The following is a 20,205-nucleotide window of genomic DNA, read 5'->3' on the forward strand; positions in this document are numbered from 1 at the left end:
AATGAACAAAAAATAATTAGCCTAAAAAAGGGCTAAAGGGTTTAGAGATATTTTTCATAAGATTTCAGCGCTGGATTATTTGCTTTGTTGACGAAGAGTTTGCCTGTGCCGTGTTCTGCCATGTCGCCAAGGAACACGTAGAAGGGTCCCTGCACAGATGTTTCTTTGTTAATTTTGACTTTAGGTTTAACGCCGTCAATTGTGAATGATGGCAGGAGTTCTTCTACTTCGCCGCCTAAAATGATTTTGCCTCCAGTCATGCATGCGCCGATGCGGTATTCGGTTTGTTTTTCAATAAAGATTACGCCATCAATCATGTGGTAACCGAGGAATCTACCTGCGTTACCGCCAACTTTTATGAGTCCACCACGCATGTAACCGCCAACTTCTGTGCCTACATTACCAGTGACAATTATTTGTCCGCCTTTCATGCCAGTGCTTGTGCCTCGATATGGTGAAGCAGTATAATCGCCTGCATCCCCGTTAACTTGAATAATTCCACCTTTCATTTCGCTACCAGTCCAGTCGCCTGCATTGCCGTTGACAGTGATTTTTCCACCGCTCATTTTTTCGCCTGTGTGCATGCCTACGTCACTGTTGATGACGATTTCGCCGCTGGTCATGCCTTGCCCAATGCGTTTGACACGTGATACATCTGCGTTGATTGTAATTGAGGGTGATTCGGTTTTGTCTTCAACGATTTCAAAAAGGTCGCCCAAGGTGAAGTTTCGGTTGCCTTCTGTTAAGGGTAGCTTGGCTATTTCGGAGCGTTTTTTGCCTTGGAATGTGTCAGGGTTTATGCATGGTGCTTGGATGGGTGCGTCAAATTTGCGTTTTGGGGTTAGAGTTATCATTTTTAGACACTTGCCTTTATTGTTAGTTTATCGGAAACCTTCACGTAGTGGTCGGTTACTGGGTAGTTTTCATATTCAATTGTCCAGTACTCTTTAAATTTGCGTTTCATGTCATCGGTGATTCTGCAGGCATCTTTGGTTTTCACATCAACCCACATGGTTCTACCCCGCACACCACTGTCAACCACTTGACCATCTTTAGAAACGATGACACCATCTTTGATCGTGTAAGCTGAATCCGTGAGCGCTTTGCGTGCAGTACGGAACTTTTGGGCAATATCCAAAGTTTCAGGATTCAAATTGTAAATAGCTACGTCCGCATCTGCGCCTACGCCGAGGTGACCCTTATTGGGCAAACCTAAGGCTTTAGCAGTACCTGCGCGAGTCATGATTGCGATTTCGTAAAGTGTTAACTCGCGATCAATTGAGGGAAGCAAGCTCTTTCTGCGGGCGCTTTTGTGGCATTTTGCAAGGGTAGCGTCGCGAGCTTTCTTGCTGTAGAGCCAAGCTAATACTTTGGGGTAATCAACAAATGGTCCACCGTTGGGGTGGTCTGTTGTCATGAAGATTTTCCATGGATCCTTAATCAAAAGCGCAATTTCTAAACCAATAGACCACTGTAACGCATTGACTGGGCTGTTTTTCTTGTAGTGGAAAGGTATGATACCGCCGCTGCTTTCAGTTTCGATGTCACTGTTAACCCATTTGTTGTGTCCACCAAGCTCGTATAGACTAAACTCGAAGGGACCATCTGCAGTCATGGTTGTGGTGTCAGCAAAAGTGACTTGACCCATGTCCAATGTCATGTGAGTATGAGCGTTCATGTAGTTGGCGATTTCTTCTGCACCGGATTTGAATTTACCCCAGTTTTCGCCTTTAAATGAAGCAAATTGAATGTGGGTGATGTGGGCAATTGGTTTGTCACCTGTTTGGAGGTCTTCGAGGGCTTTCATGGTGTCTAAAGTTGTTTGGTAGTTACCTGGAACTCCGAGGTTGTTAGTGTGAAGGTGAATCGTGTGAGGTAGGTTTAGTTTTGTGTTAACTTTGACTAGCCCACGCATGATTTCTCTGGGTGTAACACAGAAGTTAGGAACTTGATCGTCGATGCTGTGTACATTGTGACCAAATCCCCAAGATTCCAAGCCACCTGGGTTAACGATTTTGATTGCATACCCCCGTGAAGCCCTCAGAAGCCAAGCTACGAGACGCGCACATTCATCTACATCGCCCTTAGCAAGGTTTTCCAGTACAAGCCACCAGTCACCCGTTAAAACGTATGTACCTTTATCCATTAATGGAATATCGTTTAGTTCTTCGTGAGCGTGTTTTGCTTTCAGTGGCGCAATAGAACCGTTGAAGACAGAAGTGTAACCCATTGTTGAGTAGCGGTAACCTGTAACGAAGGTTGAGGGAATGGAGTAGCCTGTGCCTGCACGGGTGATGGCGGTTTTCTTCACGACATCTTTGACGTGGTCTTCTGGGCGAATCATTCGGCCCATGTTAACTTCTGCGCCTGCAACGTGACTGTGAATATCTACTCCACCAGCCATAACAGTCATGCCAGAAGCGTCGATGACTTTGGCTTTACTGCTGACTTTGTTGACGATTTTGTCGTCTTTGATGGCTATATCCATCTTTTCACAATTAATCTTGTTCAGAGGATCAATTACAAAACCATTTTTTATAAGAATCTCAGTCATTACGCAGCCACCTTCTTTTTCACTACTTTCTTAGGCTTAGGTTTAGTTTTAGCTTTAGGACAAACCTTTTCAGCTTTTTCCTTAACCAAGTGTTCAGGCAGTTTAACTTCTGCTTGCTCTACCATGTCACCCCGCTTCACTTTGATAGCACGAATCTCGTCAAGAATACGTGTTAAGAGCTGCTCATCACTTAAGATGCCCTGAGGTGCATCGACCACTTTTTTAAGTGAAATTGGAACAGCATCCATACGATAAGCTGTGCCCTCAGATTCTATACCGCACCACTGTGTCGGAAACACGACATCACCTAGTCTTGAGATTGCGTTCCAATCGGGGTTAATTGTGATTAATGGATGCTTCATCATATTTTTGACCGCAGCTTTGGGGAAGTGCGCACCTGGGTCTGCTGAGATTACTAGTGTTGCGTCGTTGTCGCCACGTTTGAGCAAGTCAACTGCCGTGAATTCGCCAGGATTATACAGCGGGTAACCTTGTGTGAAGTCAAGCGCGTATGGATATCCTGTTGACCAAGCAAACACAACGTTTGCGCCTGTAACGTTAAAGTGTCCACGCATAGGGGAAATTACGAATTTTGTTTTCCTGTTTAGATCACGAGTTAGGGCGATTGCAAGTTCAATGTTGCGGAATCTGCCTGCGCTTTGGGTCATGCCTAAGCCGAAGTAGATTACGCCAAAATTGCAGTTCACCATTGCATCAGCAACATCTCGCAGGTAATCAACTGAGACACCCCCAACTTTTTCAACGTCCAGTTCTTGGTCGCGAACTAAACATCTTAAGGCTTCAATTATTTCGTAGTCCTTGTTTGGTTGAACCTGAATAAAGTAGTCTGCTGCTTCCGCAGTCATGGTTTTGCGCACGTCAACCACAATCATTTTACGCCCTTCTTTTTGGATGGTTTGTGGTGGCGGGTTAACGGTACAAACATCTGGGCGGATTGGTGGGCGGTAACCTGGGAGAATTCTACGTGACGCTGCCTCAACTTTTTTGCGGCTAGCTCCACCCTTCATTTTTTCTAAGTAAGATTTCCATTCGCTTGCTTCGAAGCGGCCCTCTGTGAAGGCTGTATATCGTTCAACATGACGGGGATGAGAAGTCCACGGATTGCATGCCCAGTAAACAATTAAGTCTGCACGGTGCCTGATTTGCCCAAGAGTTGCGGTTGGAAGACCAATTTCTTGCGTTGCCATAACTGATGGACCGTGGCATACACTGCAACAGTTATCAAGGGTTGACCCTAATTCTTCAGCTAACATTACACCAATGCGTTGTGCTTCACTGGTGGAACTGGTCCAACCGAAAAGCAAGGGATATTTGGCGTCTGTTAGGATTTCTGCTGCTCGGTGAATTGCCTCATTCATTGTAACTGGTATAAGTTTGCCGTCTTTGCGTATGTGAGGTTGCAGGATGCGTTCGTCACTTTTGTATCCGTGAACCATTTTAGCTTCGCATACAGAGCAGCCATTTTTCATTTTTACAATTTCATTGTTTTTCACGGTTACTTCTAGGTCATCACAGAGGCAACCGCAGATTGGACAAACAACAGATTTTACTTCTGTGGTCATACTGTTTCCTTCCCAAACTCAACTGTTAGAAGTTCATTTAATGTAAGAACATTTTCTTCTGTGGATTCAACTTCAACGGGGAAGCCTTTGAAGAGGGGCATGCCCATGCTATAAGTGTCATCGCCACAAACCGCGTTTGCCCACGTTCCACATGGAATGAAAACCATTCCGGGCATGTTGCCGTATGGATATTTTCGTGCTCTTACGACAACTGAGCCAAATTTGGATGTGACTTTTACTTTTGAGTTTCCTCGTAATCCCAGTTTTGCCATGTCAACTGGGTCCATAAAACATACCGCGGCGCTGTCAAAGTATTCTTGTGATCCTTTACCCATTTCTTTTCCAACGCCTTGATCAATCGTTCTACCAGTAATTAGAGTCACGCGTAATTTTTTCTCCACCATGGTCTCCGACCTACTGATAAAGGTAACCATCATATATTTAAGAGTAAAGTTCAAAAAAATAAAAAAAACTCCATGAACAATACGTATTATGAAGCAGGAATTGCCATAAAAAACACTGCTTCAAAGATAGGACATTAAACACATAAGAGCTAAAATTAATTTAAATTAAAGTTTTGCATGCTCAGCATTAAAGGTTGCATTGTATGTTCTCTTGTGTGTTTTTGGGTCTTCTTCACAGGTAACCTGCCCATTAAACGTGACACCCCTCATGCGCCTTAGGTCTTTGGTCATGTCAGGTTCTGTATCGTCAAACCAGCAAACCACGTAATGGTCCGGTATGCCTTCTTTTGTGATTAAATAGTCTACGTCACCCATTAAAGTAAAAAAAGCCTCAATGTTGCCTGCATATTTTGGTTTTTCTCCAGCGGTCACGGTTAGCTTTTTTGCTCTAACAACCACAAAGGGGTCAGATTCAGGGTTCACAGAGCGTTCCCGAAAGATACTTAAAACAGGTTTATTGTACACAAATTCAGACATGATTAATCCTTCAATTACTAGTTAAAGAATTATTTTAACTTTAAAGACTTAAAAGCGCTCAAATGCATCTCTGTAACCATGAAGACGTCTTTTAAAATAGGCTCAATATGGAAAATCCCCATAGAGCTACACATCACATTCATACTGCTAATTTTAGCCATACTGGTACTCTCGTACCCTAACTTTTACAATTTCTCGTTGGTTCTTTTCCTGTTTGTCTTCGTATTTTTCCATGAACTCGCCCACTCAGTTGTCGCAAGACACTACAAAATAAAAGTCAGAAAAATCATCCTCTATCCAATCGGCGGAGTCTCCGAAATCGAAGAAATCCCCGAAAACCCAAAAATTGAATGGAGAATGGCCATTGCTGGACCGGCAACTAGCCTTGCAATCGGCGCTGTTCTTCTTGCAATAAATCAGCTTATTTACGCACCCTCAGCGTCAACAATAATTTCCAATGTGCTCTCTATTACTGGAAATCTGCTCTTTGACTTGGCATTTCTTAACCTGATATTGGGTGCTTTTAACTTGATTCCAGCGTTCCCGATGGATGGTGGAAGGGCTTTCAGGGCATTACTTGCTGAAAAAATGAAGTTCTCAGACGCCACCAAATATGCCGTTTATCTTGGCAAAGGCTTCGCAGTTGTTATGGCTGCATTTGGGGTTCTTTTCAATTTCTGGTTTATAATAATAGGCATTTTCATCTATATTGGAGCAAATGAAGAAGCAGAACAAACAATTATATCCACAGCACTTGCGCGGGTGAGAGTGAAAGATGTTATGCAGTTGCAGTTCGGCTTTGTTAGCCCAGAACAAGACCTATCTGAAACCGTGGAAATCATGTTCAAATCTCGTTACCATGACGCTTTGGTCATAAAAAACGGTGAATATCAGGGTATTGTACAGTGGGGTGAAATAACCAAAGTGATACCTGAAAAGAGAAGTCAAATCAAAGTTGGGGATATGCCTCTTAAGAAAATCGGGGTTTTTGAGGATGAAGCAATCCTTGAAGCATACAAGATAATGAGCAGAGAAAAAATTGATTTACTTCCTGTCATTGACCACGCCAACCCAGCCATGATTGTGGGTGTACTCACCAACGAGGCAGTGGCAAGCGCTTATGAGAAAGCAAAAAACATGCGTTAAAAGACTGAGGCGGCGGATAATTCATCGAGATGTTGTCGCCTTCAAAGTTGTTTATAACAATCATGCTGTCAGGATTAACTCGTACCAAGCAAAATCTGTACCCTCCCCAGCTAAAATGAACTATAAGAGAATACATAGTTTGAAAAAAAATGGGAGAAGCTATTGTTTCTATGTAAAATAATCTTAATAAAAAGACCTAATAAGAAGAAAAGAGAGAAAGGAGAAAAACAGTGCACCCAATAAAAATCATAATTATCATATTAACCTTTACGATTTCAGTAGCTGCAATAACAAGTATTGGTTATGCGGGTACTGCCGCAAGCGTTAACAAGGCGTGGGCAGGCGTAAACTATTATGACGACAGCGGTCAAGTTAGCTTAGGCTCCACAGTCAACATTTACTGGACGGGCGTGGTTGCGTCCTCACAGGGCGACACCGTTGACATTACAGTAATCGACCCCGACGGAAACAACATTACAAACTGGATGGACTTAACTCCAACAGACTCAGGCAACGTCTCATTTGTGCCAGACAAGACTGGTTCTTACGCAGTAATCTTTGACGGCCACCCAACGTACTATCACTTCAGCACGGTTGTTGCGGTTTCATCAGTTTTTGTTTTGCCAGAAAGCTTCTTAGGTACACTCTTAGCACTGAGCACAGGGTTTACTGCCATTGGTGTTTTTAGGGTATGGAAAACTAGAAAACATTACAACCCAATAACCAACAAAACCCAGCTCAGCAGAGGATAAAGCGCCGCTACCAGAAAGAATTAAATCAACAGCCTTTACTACTATGCGTATGAGTGACTTTCTAGATTTCTGCAAAGAAGAAAACATGGCGTTATTCACGGATTTCTACGAGCTAACCATGTGTGCAAGCTATTTTGACCACAAAAATTTTGAAACAGCCACGTTTGACCTTTTCATACGTCGCTTACCTGAAAACCGTAGCTACATCCTCTTTGCAGGGCTTGAACAAGCAGTGAAATATTTAGAAAACATCAAATTTACCGAGCCACAACTGGCTTATCTTAAACAGCAGGGTTTTAAAGATGATTTTCTTGATTACCTACGCAATTTTAAGTTCACTGGCGAGGTTTGGGCTGTTCCAGAAGGCACAATAGTTTTCCCAAACGAACCCCTAATCCGAGTAACCGCCCCAATAATTGAAGCACAAATCGTCGAAACCTTCCTACTAAACACCATAAACCTGCAAACCACCATGGCAACCAAAGCATCCAGAGTAGTACATGCTGCCAAAGGCAAAGCAGTCATCGAGTTTGGGCTACGCCGAGAACAAGGTATTGACGCAGGAATGAAAGTGGCAAGATGCAGCTATATTGCAGGTTGCAAAGGCACGTCAAACGTGCTAGCAGGACAAGTTTTTGGCATCAAAGTTTTTGGCACCATGGCGCACTCCTTCATTATGTCGTATCACAAAGAAATAGATGCCTTTCGAGCATTTGCCAAAACATTTCCCCACAACTCCACCTTGCTCATAGACACTTATGATGACATTGCAGGAGCAGAAAAAGCCGTGGAGATAGCCAAAGAAATGGAGACTCAGGGTTATCGCCTGAGTGGTGTGCGATTGGACAGCGGAGATTTGTCACAAACCAGCAAGAAAGTTCGCGCAATCCTTGACGGTAAAGGCTTGGGGTATGTGAAGATTTTTGTTAGTGGTGACCTTGACGAATACAAAATTGAGGAACTTCTTGCGGCGGATGCACCGATTGACTCGTTTGGTGTGGGAACAAAAATGGGAACCTCAGCTGACAGGCCATACATTGACGCTATCTATAAACTCTCAGAAACAATGGAGCCAGATGGCAGTTTTCAGCCCATCATGAAACTCAGCAAAGACAAACACACTCTGCCCGGAAGAAAGCAGGTTTACCGATTCAAGGACATACAAGGCAATTTTGACCATGATTTAATTACGCTTGACAACGAAAACGTAACTGGTGAACCCCTACTGGTTAAGGTCATAGAAGGGGGCAAACGGGTTTACAAGCTACCATCTCTTGAGCAAATCCGCGCTAACGCCGCAGAGAACCTTCAGAAACTCCCAGAAAAATATCAAACTTTAAGGGACGCACCCGTTTTTCCTGTTGAGTTAAGCAGTAACCTGCAAGAATTGGTTGTTTTGGTTAAAAAACAGTTAACAGAAACGGAAATTGTCCCTTGCTAAGGCTTTAGGCAGTATTATTTATCGTAGGATATTTCTGGGTGGATATGGCAAAGCCTTAATAGTCTTTTTTTAAAATTGTTAAAGTTATAATTGGAGTTAATATTATGCAAAACCGCCCAGCTATTGTTGCTGTTGGTCGAACAAAATTCGGAGAACACTACGGCAAAGAACCCGAAAAACTCATCGAAGAAGCATGGCTGGCCGCCTCAAACGAATGCGGCATCGAACGCAAAAACCTGCAAGCCTGCTACATGTCCGACTGTTTTCTGCCAATCACAAACAAGCTTGGATTAGAGGAAGGCTTTCTCTCAGAACTCACCGAGTTACATGTTCCCATGGAAGTCACGCGCTCATTTAGTGCTGCCATGTGGGCTGCTTGTCACGCTGTTCAATCAGGAATCTATGACACGGTTCTTGTTGGCGGTTTAGAGAAAATGACTGACCGCTGGGACAAAATCCGTGATGACCTAATGCTCCTAGACGACCCATGGAGCTACTATGCAGGCGGCACACCAGAATCTAATCATGAACTCATGCTTAGAGCATACATCAAAAAATACGGCATTCAAGGTGCTGATTTAGACGAACTGAATCTGGCTTTAGCAGAGATTTCAGTAAAAAATCATGAGAATGCCACAAAAAATAATTGCGCTCAGTTCCAAAAGAAAATCAGCGTTGACCATGTTCTGAATGCACGCAAAAAAGAACAGAAACCCTTGGGACTTTTTGATTTTGCACCCGTCAGCGATGGCGCGTCAGCATTGGTTTTAACCAGCGAAGAGAGAGCCAAAAAAATGCATGATAATCCCGTTTATGTTCTAAGCTGTATTTCATCCACGGACTTTCTTAATTATCCAGCCCGTGCAGATTTAACTCATTTTGTTTCAGCGCAACTTGCTATGGAAAAAGCTCAGAAAAAAACACAAGTTAAAACAAGTGACATGCAAATCGTTGAACTCTATGACCAATCTACAATTATGCAGATGGTTTCTTTGGAAGATTTGGGTTTCTGCAAACCTGGAACCGCCTGGAAAAGCATCCGTGAAAGCAACACAAAAGGTCAGGAGCTCATGGTGGAAGACAAACAAATTTACATTAACACTAACGGCGGCTTAAAAGCAGACGGCAACCCTCTGGGAGCCACCGGCGGCGCAGAAATTTTTGAAATTTATCGTCAACTCCGTGGTGAAGCAGCTGAACGACAAATTCCCAGCCCGCCAAAGTTTGGTTGCGCCTTAGAATTTGAAGGGTTTGGAACTAAAGCGTATGTTAGCATACTTGGGAGAGACCAATAATGAGCAGTGAACCAATAGAACGTAGAGTCAGCTACCTTGGCGACAGGTTAAGAGCTAGCCGTTGTCAATTGTGCGGTAAAGAATACTTTGAGGTTCGCGATTACTGCGGTGACTGTGGAAGAAAAAGCTATGGTAAAATGAGCAGCAACGACCTCTTCTACGAGAAAGGAAAACTGGAATTATGCACATTAATCAATGAACCCACAAACAAGTTCACAAAACTGGGAAACTTCATTTACGGCATAGTCAGCTTCCATGACGGAAAAGTTCGTGTTCCAGCAAGAATCACTGACCAGCTTTTGTGCGGAGAAAAAATTGATTTAGACAGCCTCGAAGGACGCGAAGTAGTTCCAAGATTCCGAAGGCGCTACTCAGTAGGAAAAAGCGAGGTTGTCCCAACTATTTCGTTAGCTTTCACTTTGGCAGATGAGTATTATCCACACCAAGAATACAAAATTGTTCAGCCAAACAAAGAGTATGAGCTACCAGGAATCGTTGGCTACGGCGTTTACACATCCAAATTCCGCATAAAAGACGGAAGCATTGAACGCGCTGTCCCATTCATTGATGAAGACTCAATCACCGCAGCGGTTGAAGCAGGAAAACTCGCACTTATCCACTCAGCATTAGACAGCAAATTAATCGGCAAAGTCACCGTGGGCTCAGAATCTAACCCATACGCAGTGAAACCCATCGCCAGCAAAGTCGCACAGGTTTTAAAACTTGGCGAAGAAGAAGGCGACATACAAGGCGTAGACGCAGTCGACACAGAGTTCGCCTGCAAAGCAGCAACAAGCACTTTCAAAGATGCATGTGCACTGGTAAGCTATCCCCGTTCAGGCATCAGATTTGCCATGAGCATCGGCGCAGACAATTCTCAAGCAGCCCCCCGCGGTTGCCCCGGCGGCGAATTAGACCAGTTTGTCGGCTACGGAGGAGCAGCATACATTTTTGGCAAACAAGACGTTATCGCTGAAATAGAAGGCTGGTACAGCTGCACATCAGACACACCTGACTTTTGGCGCAGAGACGGTGAACAGTTCCCCATGCACGGCGGCAGATTCACAGGCGACCCCGCATACTTTAAGCACATTCGCAAAGCAGCAACCAAACTCATGGAACAATTCAACCTCCAACCCAGCGACATAACATACTTTGTCCCACACCAACCCAACCCCGCATTCCCAGTAAGAATCGCAAAAGAACTGGGCTTTAAAGACGAACAATATATGCCTTCACTGCAAATCAACAAAATCGGCAACACCTATTCAGGATGCGCACTTATCGGTTTAGGAGCAATTCTAGACATTGCCAAACCAGATGACCGCGTTTTGGTTGCAAGCTATGGCAGCGGAGCAGGAAGCGACGCATACTTGCTACGGACAACAAGCCAACTTCCAGAGAAGCGTGCACGTCAAAAGATGACAGTGAAGTTTCAAACGGAAAACCCATTCCGCCAATACCTTGACTACAACACATACCGACGCCTAAAGCTCGGAATGTAATTTTTCCTTTTTTCGGGTTAATTTTTTAAAAACCCGTCCATGTTAATTTTCAGTAAATCATACAGAATAGCCAACTCTTGAGGGTTTAATTAAAGGTTTTATCTTCATGCAAGCGCAAGAATAATATAGACAGTTGTCAAATTATGTCTCTGTGAGGGTGTGTTTCAATCCAAAATAAAATCAGCAGCATCGGATATGTAAACAAAATTCAGGAAAACATTTTAAGTATAAGAAAACGCGAGCTCGCCCCGCTATATGAAGACCTAAAAGCTGCTGACTGCGTCATCTGCGGCGGTTCAGGTAGAAGCCTCTACTCGCTAAACACTGCCATGAGCCAAATTGCGCTTTCAACCGCTGGGTGGCGCAACAAAGTTGTACTCACACCTGACGACCCTGGTTTTCCAGGTAAAAACATGTACGATGCCGCCTCTGATTTGCAGAAGCGTTACAAGAAAATTCTGCTTTTGATGAATTCAGGTAGTGGGTACTCAGATGACCCGTTAGTTATGGCACAGGACTTAGCCAGATTCATTGAAGAAAAGAAAACCAACACGTTTTCAATGGGGCTTTTAACTTCCGCAACTGACTCCCCCTTAGCGGAGGTAACTCGTAAACACGGCAACCTTGTCCTTCTCAAAGGCAGAGGCAAATCCAAACCATCCTTTGAATACAGCGAAACAGGCATGATGGGCGACATTTTCGAGTTGGGCACGCTGGAACTAATGAACAGCATGATTGAAGCAATTTATCGCAACTTGGAAGTTGATGATGTTTTCAGCTTATGCTTGGATGAGTTTGAGAAAATCGGCAGCATCATTGACTCAAACATTAACTCAGAAACCTACACCAAGCTGGTAGACTTAATGGAGAAGCGTACTAACGTGTTTTTGGGTGGAAAAGGAACCGCAAATGAAGTCGCTAAAATGACAGGCGTTAGGCTTTTCCACATTAAAAGCTTCCTTGGTGATAACGTATATGTTACTCGCGGGGTTAACACTCCTCACCCAAGAGCGGGTGACCTTGAAATTTTGATTTCCTGCTCAGGCGAAACCCGACCAGTAATTATCTGGGCTGAAGTAATCAAGAAATTTGCGGGCACAGTTTTCTCAATAACCAGTAGCAAAGACAGCATGCTTGCCAAAAAATCCGACCTCGCCATTATCCTGCCCGAAGATGCCAAACCAACTATGCCAAGACGCTTCTACACACGAGCAGCCTACGTACTCAGCCCCTTACCAGTTAAGCTGGCAGAGCGGCTTGCACAAAGAGGACTAAAACTTCCAGAATACATAATCAGCTGGTATCACTCAGTAACACAGTAAACCGCTACCTACTCTAACAGTTAGATTTAAAGCACCTAAAGGCAAGGGTTACTGAAGACCACTAATGGACCTACTGCAATCAATAGTTCTTGGCTTAATCCAAGGCTTCACAGAATGGCTCCCAATATCCAGTACGGGGCATCTTCGGTTGGCAGAGCACTTTTTTGGTTTATCCGTGCCGCTACTGTTTGATGTGACATTGCATGCGGGAACATTGTTGGTTACGCTTCTTTACTTCCGAAAAGACATAATCAACATTCTCTCCTCGCTGTGGCATCGAAACCTAAAGTCCCAAGACGGCAAACTAATCCTGCCAATCATTGCAGGTTCCATACCAACCGCCCTAATCGCGTATCTCTGGGGCAACGAGCTAGATGGATGGTTTAACACGCTTTCGCTTTTGGGTGCAGGATTAATTGTCAGCGGCGCTCTACTGGTTACCTCAAAATTCACCAAAGAAACCAAGAACCACATAAGCTACCCCGTAGCGGTTTTAATAGGCATAATGCAAGGATTATCTATTATTCCAAGCATTTCCCGAAGCGGCATAACCATCGCCGTGATGCTACTGCTGGGCATAAAACGCGAGTTAGCCTTCAAATTCTCGTTTTTGCTCTCGATTCCCGCAATAATTGGCGCATTAGGGTTAACGCTGTATCAGGAGCATGACGCTTTTGTGATTGCAGGCATAAGCCCCCTTGAAGTAACCGCAGCTTTGGTTGTCACTGTTGCAGTTAGCTTTTTGGCTTTGAAGATTCTGTTTAAATCATTGCAGGCTAGAAAGTTCTGGATGTTCTCAATTTACTGCTTAGTTTTGGGAGCTGCACTGGTGCTGTTTAGCCTAATCGGTTAAGGGTTAGCGGTGTATCGGTTTGTGCGAAAACCTAACAGTTTCCCCAAAAAGTACCCCATTAATCCCCCAACAGCGGGAGCAACTGTGAAAGCAAACACCATAAACCACAAAAAATTGTCACCCACCAACATTTTCCGCGAACTCAACACTGGACCAAAAACAAAAAACACAACAGCACTACACAACCAAGCACCCAGCGCAATGTAAGCTATCTTTCCTAATTTTTGGGTATCCTGCTTTCCTGAGACTGTTTGAGGCTGGTTTTGGTGTTTTGTTTTTTCATTGATAATTGCAAAGCTCACAAATGAAAATAAGACGGGTATAGATGCAAGAACAAGTTTTGTCCAATCAAAATATTCCAAAAGAAATAGTACAAAAATTATGATAACGTAGCAAAAGGTAACGATTGCAAGGAACCGAAGTTTTTCCTCTCTTAAAGGACTTGTTCTAACCAGGTACACCCCCTGAATAGTAGAGAGGGTTTCAATAAAAATTTTCTTATAACCAAAAAGGCTTACCTGAAAGAAAAACAGTCAAAAACTCAGCAAACCCAACATCATCACTATAAACATCTGCAATCTGCTCATCAACCAAAACTTGCAATTTTTGCACTACAGACTTAGCAATTAAATCTGCAACACCAACGCTTTTCCCGCCATCCGCAAGCTTATCTCTGAGCAGTGCTGCTGCATCGGTGGCTTTTCTTGGTAACTCAACCACCCATTTACCCTCCTCAATGCTTGGTCCAGAAATCACCGCTGGATTTTGGGCGTATTTGGAGAGGAATTTTTGGCATTCTGCGTTTCGTTCAAGTGGTGGACCAAGATGTTTTTTGACGTTTGGCAATTTCGCTGTTTCAAGCTCGAATAGGAAGACGCTTTGTGTTTTTTCGTTGCTCCAAACTGCGTCTTTTAGGACTTTGAAGTCGGCAAGTTCAAGCAGTTTTCTAAGAGAACGCTGTGTCCTGTAGAGTTGTCCCCATAGCACGTCAGGAACAGCTTCTAACTGGTCAACAACTACAAACATCAGTGAGGAACCCCGATGCTCAAGCTGCTTCATCAATTCCTCTGAGGGTAACGCTTCTGTTTTTGGGGGATAGAAGAATTTTTTGTCGGGTTCTTGTAGGAATGCTCTTGAGGCGGCGATTAGTGTGTAGAGTTTTTGGGTTTGCACAGGCGAGGCTACGTTGCGGGCTTTGTCAACGGGGTCAATGACTACGAACGGTTCAGGGAAGAGCAGGTTTAGGTCGCGTTGGTTTTGGCTGAAGTAGCCTTCAAGGTCAATAACTGTGCGCCTGCCAAAATCCACGAAAGCCTTCACTACACCAGCAAAAGACTGATACTGCATAATTAGCAGCTCGCATAGGTAACCGCTAAACCCGCCGATTTTCACTTCTGCCCCATAAACGCCGATGCCCTTCATGAACTTCTTAAGCAACCTAACCTCCCCAAGCAGGGCGGGATTGAAGTTTTTCTTGATGTAATCGGTATGGAAGGGGGTGCGGTCGGTTGCGCTTTGCCACTGACCCCGCTCAACGTTGTAGCATGGAACAATGTCGATTCGCATATCATCTTGGATTATTTGAAGATAAGGATGCTCAGCGAACCGTTCAATTTGCTCTGCGTTTCCAGCAGCGGACTTGGCGATTTTTAAGCCGACATCGCCGAGGTTCGCTCTTGGAATATTCTTGGGCAGTTTCATGAAAACATCGATATCAGGGTTCTCCGTTAGCCACGTATCCTTGGCAACGCTGCCCTCCACCCGCACAACCGCATCAACACCCTCTTTTTTGCAGGCATCCACAATTTTCTGTTCCAGCTGCAGGCTTAACGCTTGAATTTTTGCTCTTTGCGCTTCTGTGGGCGTGATTTCTCTAAGAATCTGGCTTGTTATCGCGTTTATTTTTTGCTGCATGAACAGTTCCTTTTTAGTTTTGTTGTGCGTGTGCTTCTTTTAGTGTGAAATAGGTTGGTCCTTTGGGTGAGAGTTGACTTTGTTTTAGTTTTAAGCAGTCAAGGTGGATGCTACCGAAGTCGTCGTGTGCTTTTTTGGTGACGTACTCGGCTAGTTGCTGCTTGTTTCTGCCTGAACGCACCCGTGCTATGGTTAAGTGTGGGCTGAAACCGTTTTTGTCCGCGGCAAATCCCAAAGCTCGTATCGGGGGTTCTAACTGATTGAAGATGTTTTTGAGTTCTTCTGCACCGCTGGTTATTCCTGCCCAAACCACGCGGGGATAGTTGAGGCTGGGAAAAACTCCTAAACCGTTAAGTGTGATTGTGAAGGGTTTGAATTTGACCTGTTGCATTGCCCCATAAACCCGCTCAACCATAGCGGGGGATATGTCACCAAGAAACCTCAGGGTAATGTGAATGTTTTGCAGTTCCACCACTTTGAGGTCGGCGCCTGTTTGGGTTAAGCTTTTTTGCGCAAATGCCAGTCGGGTTTGAACGGCTGGTTCTTGCATGTCAAATGCGATAAATGCACGTATAGACTGGGACAATGCTGTTTCCTCAGCATAAAGTTAGGTTTTTCTCAGATAAATCCTTTCCAACGGTGCCCTAAATTATAGGGGTTAATTTTCTTGACTAAAGGGGCAATCAAAAATTCAACAAACTAATTACCAAGAAATCAACCATTAGTGGCTCTCCCCTCTATGGTTTCTGCATAGGTTGGCTATTAGGAGCCTAATAGACGGCAAATAGGTTGGTTAGGTGGTTTTCCAACTGGTTTTAATGGCGTCCTGCTCGCAAGCTATTGTGCAGGGGGTTTTGCTTGATTCGGGTTTGCAGGGGCTGCAGGTGTAGCGGAGTTTTTTGCGTTCCTGCTCCGTGACTGAAGCCACAGTTTTATCGTCAAGGTCGATGAGCATGGTTTCCAGTTGCAGCGCGCTGTTGGGGCAGGCGGTGACGCATTTTCCGCAGCCATTGCATTTGTCTGCATCTATTACAATGTAGTATTCGCCTGAACCATCACTGTAACCGTAATACGTAATCACACGGGTTCACCAATTATGCTTTTTGTGCCTTGTCATAGAGTGCCTTAGCCAGTAGTGCCGCGCCGATTGCACCAGCAACCATTGGGTCTAAGCCGCCCTCGCGCCAGTTAGGCGTGGGAAGACACTTAAGATTAAGAATAGTTTCGATTCTTTTAACGATACCGACGTTCTTAGATTGCCCGCCCGTAATCACGAGTTCACGTTCTAATCCGACACGGTTAATTAGGTTACTCATGCGCACAGCCATCGCCCTCGTGTAAGCCGCCATGACTTTTTCTTTAGACCAGCCCTTACGCAACAAATTCATAGCTTCGGTTTTTGCAAACGCCACACATGTGCAGCTGACTGGTGGGGGTTCCTCATCAACTTTTAGAGACATTGCACCGATTTCCTCGATGGGTACCTGTAGTAGGTCAGCAAAGACTTCCATGCCTCTTCCTGTTCCCGCGGCGCATTTATCATTCATCAAAAAGCTTGTGACTTTGCCTGTTTCATCGATTTTTATGGCTTTAATGTCCTGTCCACCAACGTCAAGCACTGTTCGCACGGTTGGTCCCCAGATGTAGTTGGCGCCTTTTGCGTGGCAGGCGATTTCTGTAATGGCTTTGTTTGCCATGGGAACGTTTACGCGTCCGTAGCCTGTGCCTACAATGTATTTGAGGTCGCCTGTTTTGAGTCCTGTATCGTCCAGTGCCATGCCTAAGGCTTTGTTTGCGCTCTCAGGACTGTTGGAACCAGTGCGTGTGATGCCGTATGAGTAGATTTCACCGTTAACCGCTACTGCCGCTTTAGAACCCACAGAGCCAACATCCACACCCGCAGTGATTATGTCGCCGTTTTTCCATTTTTTGCCTTCGACAATGCGGTGGTACTCTTGCCAACGCCAAAACTCCACGCCGTTTCCATTGCTCATTTTGACGCCTCCTTAGCTGCTCTGCTCGCTGCAACCAATGCTGCACCTAACGCGCCCACATACTCGGGAAACTCTGGAATAACAATGTCAATGTTCAATTTGCGTTTAAGTGAGGCTACAAAGCCCACATCGTTAGCAACGCCGCCAATTAGCACAACTGTGGGGTTTACACCAAGACGGTGCACCATGCTGGATACGCGGTCAGCCATTGCATCAAAAACGGCTCTTGCGATTTCAGGTTTGGATTCTTGACGATGAATAAGCGAGACCACGTCAGATTCGCCAAAAATTACGCAGGTGGCGTTGATTGGGCTTGCACGCTCTGCCTTAAGTGAAAGAGGTCCCATTTCGTCGATTTTAACTTCTAATGCTCTTGCCATTGCCTCAATAAAAGCTCCAGCACCTGCGGCGCAACGTTCGTTAACTACAAAATCAGACATGATACCGCGCTCGTCACATTTTACGGCTCGGGCTTCTTCGGCTCCAACGTCGATGATTGTGCGAGCTTGTGGGACAAGATATACACCTGCTTTGGCATCTGCGCCCATCATGCTAACTGTACTGGTTTTGTAGGGGGCGATTTCCATGCCTGAACCTGTCGCAACAAAATTAGCGACGTCACTTAGGGTTATGTTTGCTTGTTTGAGTGCTTCTTCTACGGCTTGCTCTGCTGCTTTGGTTGGGTCGAATCCGCAGAAGATTTTGGCGCGTCCAAGCACTTGCCCGTCTTTGAGCACGACAGCTTTGACGCTTTGGGTTCCTAAATCCATTCCTACACTAATCACTAATTTGCACCTTTTTCTATATGTCGATGTTTGCGTTTAGCATTTCAAGGAATGCTTCAACGCGGGTTTTGATTTGTCCAACATCCTCTCGGGTGTACTCGGTATCTAAGTAGTAAACGGAAATCTTGTTTTGGTCAAGGGCTTTCTTGACGCGGGTGTACTCCATCGCATACAACATGCAACCACGCACGACACAGTAAATTACACCCTGTACTTTCCATTCTTTAACCTTGTTTAGTAGCCAGTTGATGCGGTCTTCGTTGCCATCATCAGAGCTAAAGCAGGGGCACGTGGAAGCCATCAAGTAACGTTCACCAATCGCGTTAAGCATGTCATCCATGCTCCACTCATCCACACCCACGGGGTCATAGGCGATACGTTCACTTGAGCAGAGCTCATCAGCGACGATGACGCCTTGGGGGTTGCCTTCCTCAATTAGGCTGGGCAGTTTCCAGTTATCAGGCCAAAGCATCGGGGTACCCGTAATGAGTACACGGGGAGTGTCAGGTGAACAAACCCATTCCTTGCATTTGATTTTTTCTTCAAGCTCATTGCAGAGTTCCTCGGTTTTCTGTGTCCACCGCTCAATATCATCCCACATGTAAGTCTGATTAACCAACATCGCGTCCCTGCCCATGATTACGGGGTTGCCTTTACGCAGGTCTTGGAGACGACGGAAGGCTTTGGTGGCTTTCTGGGTTTTCTCAATAGCGGCTTTGAGGGCGCCACGGCTGATTTTGTTACCCGTCAACTTTTCGATGTGTTCTTTTACAACTTTGATTTCCTGTCTCCAATACGCCAACGCCTGTGGAGAATCCTTGTGGCGGGGAATTGCCATTTGCCAAACAGGCGTGTAATCGCTTAGGATTTCGCTGAGTTTAGTACTTCCATCACATGTAAGCGGCATAATTAGAGCATCGCTCATTTCAAGGAATGGCGAGAGGCTAACCATTTTTGCTCCGATGGTTGAGCGTACAACTGGGCAGACCTCCACGGGTACTATGCGGTCGCCGATTTTTGAGGGGTCATACCATCCTGAGTTAACGCGGACAGGAATCGCGTCGGCTGCCAAAACAAGCTCGATTGGCGCGAATAGGCAGGTGTAGCCGATGATTTTTTTGCCGTTTTCTTTGGCTTTTTGTAGTTCGGTTTGGCGTTTTCCGAAGAGGTCGGCGATTTCGTCAAAGTATGCCATGGTTTTGGGGCGGTTGGGGGTGTTTTTCATGCGTTCTATGTTTTCGGTGATGATTTTTTTGGAGGCAGTTTGGATGGTGTTTTTTAGGTCAGTAGCTTCTTGTGGGTTTATTTGTATGTTATATTTTTTTTCTGTGGTTTGGTTTCCCATGCTCTTTCCCTTCTTCTCTCCCGATTACATGATTACCGTAAGGGTGTTTATGATGGTGCCTACCCCAAGCACAATGAGCAATAATGCTCCTGCTATTGATATATACCTTCTAAATAAAGGTGCTTTATTTAACAGCCAACCCGTTAATCCACCCGCCAAAATGATAAACGGCGAAATTGCAGTACCTAACCCAAATAGAACTGCCATCGTTAAACTACTTAGGGGTGCAGTAAACGTTGCAGAGTAACCCAGTATCAGAATCAGCGGTGGACAAATAATTAAACCTCGTGTTAACCCCAGCGTGAAAGCTTTAACGTCAAATCTGCCCCGTAACCCCTTAGAATCAGAGAGAGCCACGGCGTCTTTGATGCCGCAGTCATGAGAGCCACGACGAGTTTTTATGAGAATTTGGGCTCCAATGATTATGGTAACTATGCCAAAGAAGATGCTTGAGTAAACACTAAAGGCTGCGCTCTCAGAGATAGCTGCATCAGTGAAATACTTAATTAAACCACTAACAGCACCAACTAAAGCACCAATTAAGGCATATGAAACCAGCCTGCCCGAATTAAAAATCAGTGTAACTTGGACGCCTTTTTTAAATCCCGCCCCGATTCCCGCTATGTAACTGGCTATGTAGGGCAGACAGGATGCTGTGCAGGCGCTTATGCCGTAGATAAAGCCGAATACAAACACTGACAAGTACGGGTTTGCAAGCTCAGGAATAAACGACATGGTTCCCAGTTCACTTTAAGCTAAATTATGGTTGAATAGG

At 44.8% G+C, this 20,205-nt stretch carries 20 protein-coding genes; 8 read left to right on the top strand and 12 right to left on the bottom strand.

Features of this window, described 5'->3' with window-relative positions; all coding sequences use genetic code 11:
• Positions 1 to 41 precede the first annotated feature (41 nt).
• From NWF01_09325 to NWF01_09345, 5 genes are all read right to left on the bottom strand, one after another.
• Positions 42 to 854 carry a formylmethanofuran dehydrogenase subunit C gene (locus NWF01_09325; GenBank protein MCW4025219.1) on the bottom strand — a complete coding sequence of 271 codons (813 nt, stop codon included), beginning with the start codon at positions 852 to 854 and terminating at the stop codon, positions 42 to 44.
• A gap of 2 nt (positions 855 to 856) precedes the next feature.
• Positions 857 to 2,554 carry a formylmethanofuran dehydrogenase subunit A gene (locus tag NWF01_09330; protein MCW4025220.1) on the bottom strand — a complete coding sequence of 566 codons (1,698 nt, stop codon included), beginning with the start codon at positions 2,552 to 2,554 and terminating at the stop codon, positions 857 to 859.
• Positions 2,554 to 4,137 (bottom strand): formylmethanofuran dehydrogenase subunit B, encoded by a 1,584-nt coding sequence (locus NWF01_09335; protein MCW4025221.1) that lies wholly within the window; start codon positions 4,135 to 4,137, stop codon positions 2,554 to 2,556. Before NWF01_09335 ends, NWF01_09330 begins: the two co-directional genes overlap by 1 nt.
• Entirely contained in the window at positions 4,134 to 4,538 is a 405-nt protein-coding gene (locus NWF01_09340; protein ID MCW4025222.1) for a molybdopterin dinucleotide-binding protein, read from the bottom strand. Before NWF01_09340 ends, NWF01_09335 begins: the two co-directional genes overlap by 4 nt.
• 168 nt (positions 4,539 to 4,706) lie before the next feature.
• A complete protein-coding gene (locus NWF01_09345; protein ID MCW4025223.1) occupies positions 4,707 to 5,078 on the bottom strand; it encodes a hypothetical protein in 372 nt (123 codons plus the stop codon).
• Between the two features lie 78 nt (positions 5,079 to 5,156).
• Between NWF01_09345 and NWF01_09350 the strand changes: the two genes are divergently transcribed.
• The 8 genes from NWF01_09350 to NWF01_09385 all read left to right on the top strand — a co-directional run bounded on the left by NWF01_09350 (position 5,157) and on the right by NWF01_09385 (position 13,599).
• Complete coding sequence (locus NWF01_09350) at positions 5,157 to 6,224, top strand: site-2 protease family protein (GenBank protein ID MCW4025224.1); 1,068 nt, start codon at positions 5,157 to 5,159, stop codon at positions 6,222 to 6,224.
• Positions 6,225 to 6,454: 230 nt separating this feature from the next.
• Positions 6,455 to 6,976, top strand: a complete 522-nt coding sequence (locus NWF01_09355) for an emp24/gp25L/p24 family protein (protein MCW4025225.1) — start codon at positions 6,455 to 6,457, stop codon at positions 6,974 to 6,976.
• 49 nt (positions 6,977 to 7,025) lie between these two features.
• Positions 7,026 to 8,417: a nicotinate phosphoribosyltransferase gene (locus NWF01_09360; protein ID MCW4025226.1), complete on the top strand. Its 1,392-nt coding sequence runs from the start codon at positions 7,026 to 7,028 to the stop codon at positions 8,415 to 8,417.
• Positions 8,418 to 8,521: 104 nt separating this feature from the next.
• Positions 8,522 to 9,712: a hypothetical protein gene (locus tag NWF01_09365; protein ID MCW4025227.1), complete on the top strand. Its 1,191-nt coding sequence runs from the start codon at positions 8,522 to 8,524 to the stop codon at positions 9,710 to 9,712.
• A complete protein-coding gene (locus tag NWF01_09370; GenBank protein ID MCW4025228.1) occupies positions 9,712 to 11,217 on the top strand; it encodes a hydroxymethylglutaryl-CoA synthase in 1,506 nt (501 codons plus the stop codon). The genes NWF01_09365 and NWF01_09370 overlap by 1 nt, the downstream gene beginning before the upstream one ends.
• A gap of 329 nt (positions 11,218 to 11,546) precedes the next feature.
• The gene (locus tag NWF01_09375; GenBank protein MCW4025229.1) at positions 11,547 to 12,539 is read left to right on the top strand and encodes an SIS domain-containing protein; all 993 of its coding nucleotides are present in this window, start codon (positions 11,547 to 11,549) and stop codon (positions 12,537 to 12,539) included.
• 64 nt (positions 12,540 to 12,603) lie between these two features.
• Positions 12,604 to 13,392 (top strand): undecaprenyl-diphosphate phosphatase, encoded by a 789-nt coding sequence (locus NWF01_09380; protein MCW4025230.1) that lies wholly within the window; start codon positions 12,604 to 12,606, stop codon positions 13,390 to 13,392.
• A gap of 21 nt (positions 13,393 to 13,413) precedes the next feature.
• Complete coding sequence (locus NWF01_09385; GenBank protein MCW4025231.1) at positions 13,414 to 13,599, top strand: hypothetical protein; 186 nt, start codon at positions 13,414 to 13,416, stop codon at positions 13,597 to 13,599.
• Positions 13,600 to 13,890: 291 nt separating this feature from the next.
• Here NWF01_09385 and cca read toward each other — a convergent pair whose 3' ends face one another.
• The 7 genes from cca to NWF01_09420 form a co-directional block, all read right to left on the bottom strand.
• On the bottom strand, positions 13,891 to 15,306 hold the full coding sequence (cca, locus tag NWF01_09390; protein ID MCW4025232.1) for a CCA tRNA nucleotidyltransferase: 1,416 nt from the start codon (positions 15,304 to 15,306) through the stop codon (positions 13,891 to 13,893).
• Between the two features lie 13 nt (positions 15,307 to 15,319).
• On the bottom strand, positions 15,320 to 15,892 hold the full coding sequence (thpR, locus tag NWF01_09395) for an RNA 2',3'-cyclic phosphodiesterase (protein MCW4025233.1): 573 nt from the start codon (positions 15,890 to 15,892) through the stop codon (positions 15,320 to 15,322).
• Positions 15,893 to 16,099: 207 nt separating this feature from the next.
• Positions 16,100 to 16,387, bottom strand: a complete 288-nt coding sequence (locus NWF01_09400; protein ID MCW4025234.1) for a 4Fe-4S binding protein — start codon at positions 16,385 to 16,387, stop codon at positions 16,100 to 16,102.
• 13 nt (positions 16,388 to 16,400) lie between these two features.
• Entirely contained in the window at positions 16,401 to 17,300 is a 900-nt protein-coding gene (locus NWF01_09405; GenBank protein MCW4025235.1) for an acyl-CoA dehydratase activase, read from the bottom strand.
• Entirely contained in the window at positions 17,297 to 18,085 is a 789-nt protein-coding gene (locus NWF01_09410) for an acyl-CoA dehydratase activase (GenBank protein ID MCW4025236.1), read from the bottom strand. Before NWF01_09410 ends, NWF01_09405 begins: the two co-directional genes overlap by 4 nt.
• A 16-nt stretch (positions 18,086 to 18,101) precedes the next feature.
• The gene (locus NWF01_09415; protein MCW4025237.1) at positions 18,102 to 19,430 is read right to left on the bottom strand and encodes a 2-hydroxyacyl-CoA dehydratase family protein; all 1,329 of its coding nucleotides are present in this window, start codon (positions 19,428 to 19,430) and stop codon (positions 18,102 to 18,104) included.
• 24 nt (positions 19,431 to 19,454) lie between these two features.
• A complete protein-coding gene (locus NWF01_09420; GenBank protein ID MCW4025238.1) occupies positions 19,455 to 20,165 on the bottom strand; it encodes a sulfite exporter TauE/SafE family protein in 711 nt (236 codons plus the stop codon).
• Between the last annotated feature and the right edge of the window lie 40 nt (positions 20,166 to 20,205).

The sequence above is a fragment of the Candidatus Bathyarchaeota archaeon genome (assembly GCA_026014585.1).
GTDB lineage: Archaea > Thermoproteota > Bathyarchaeia > Bathyarchaeales > Bathycorpusculaceae > Bathycorpusculum.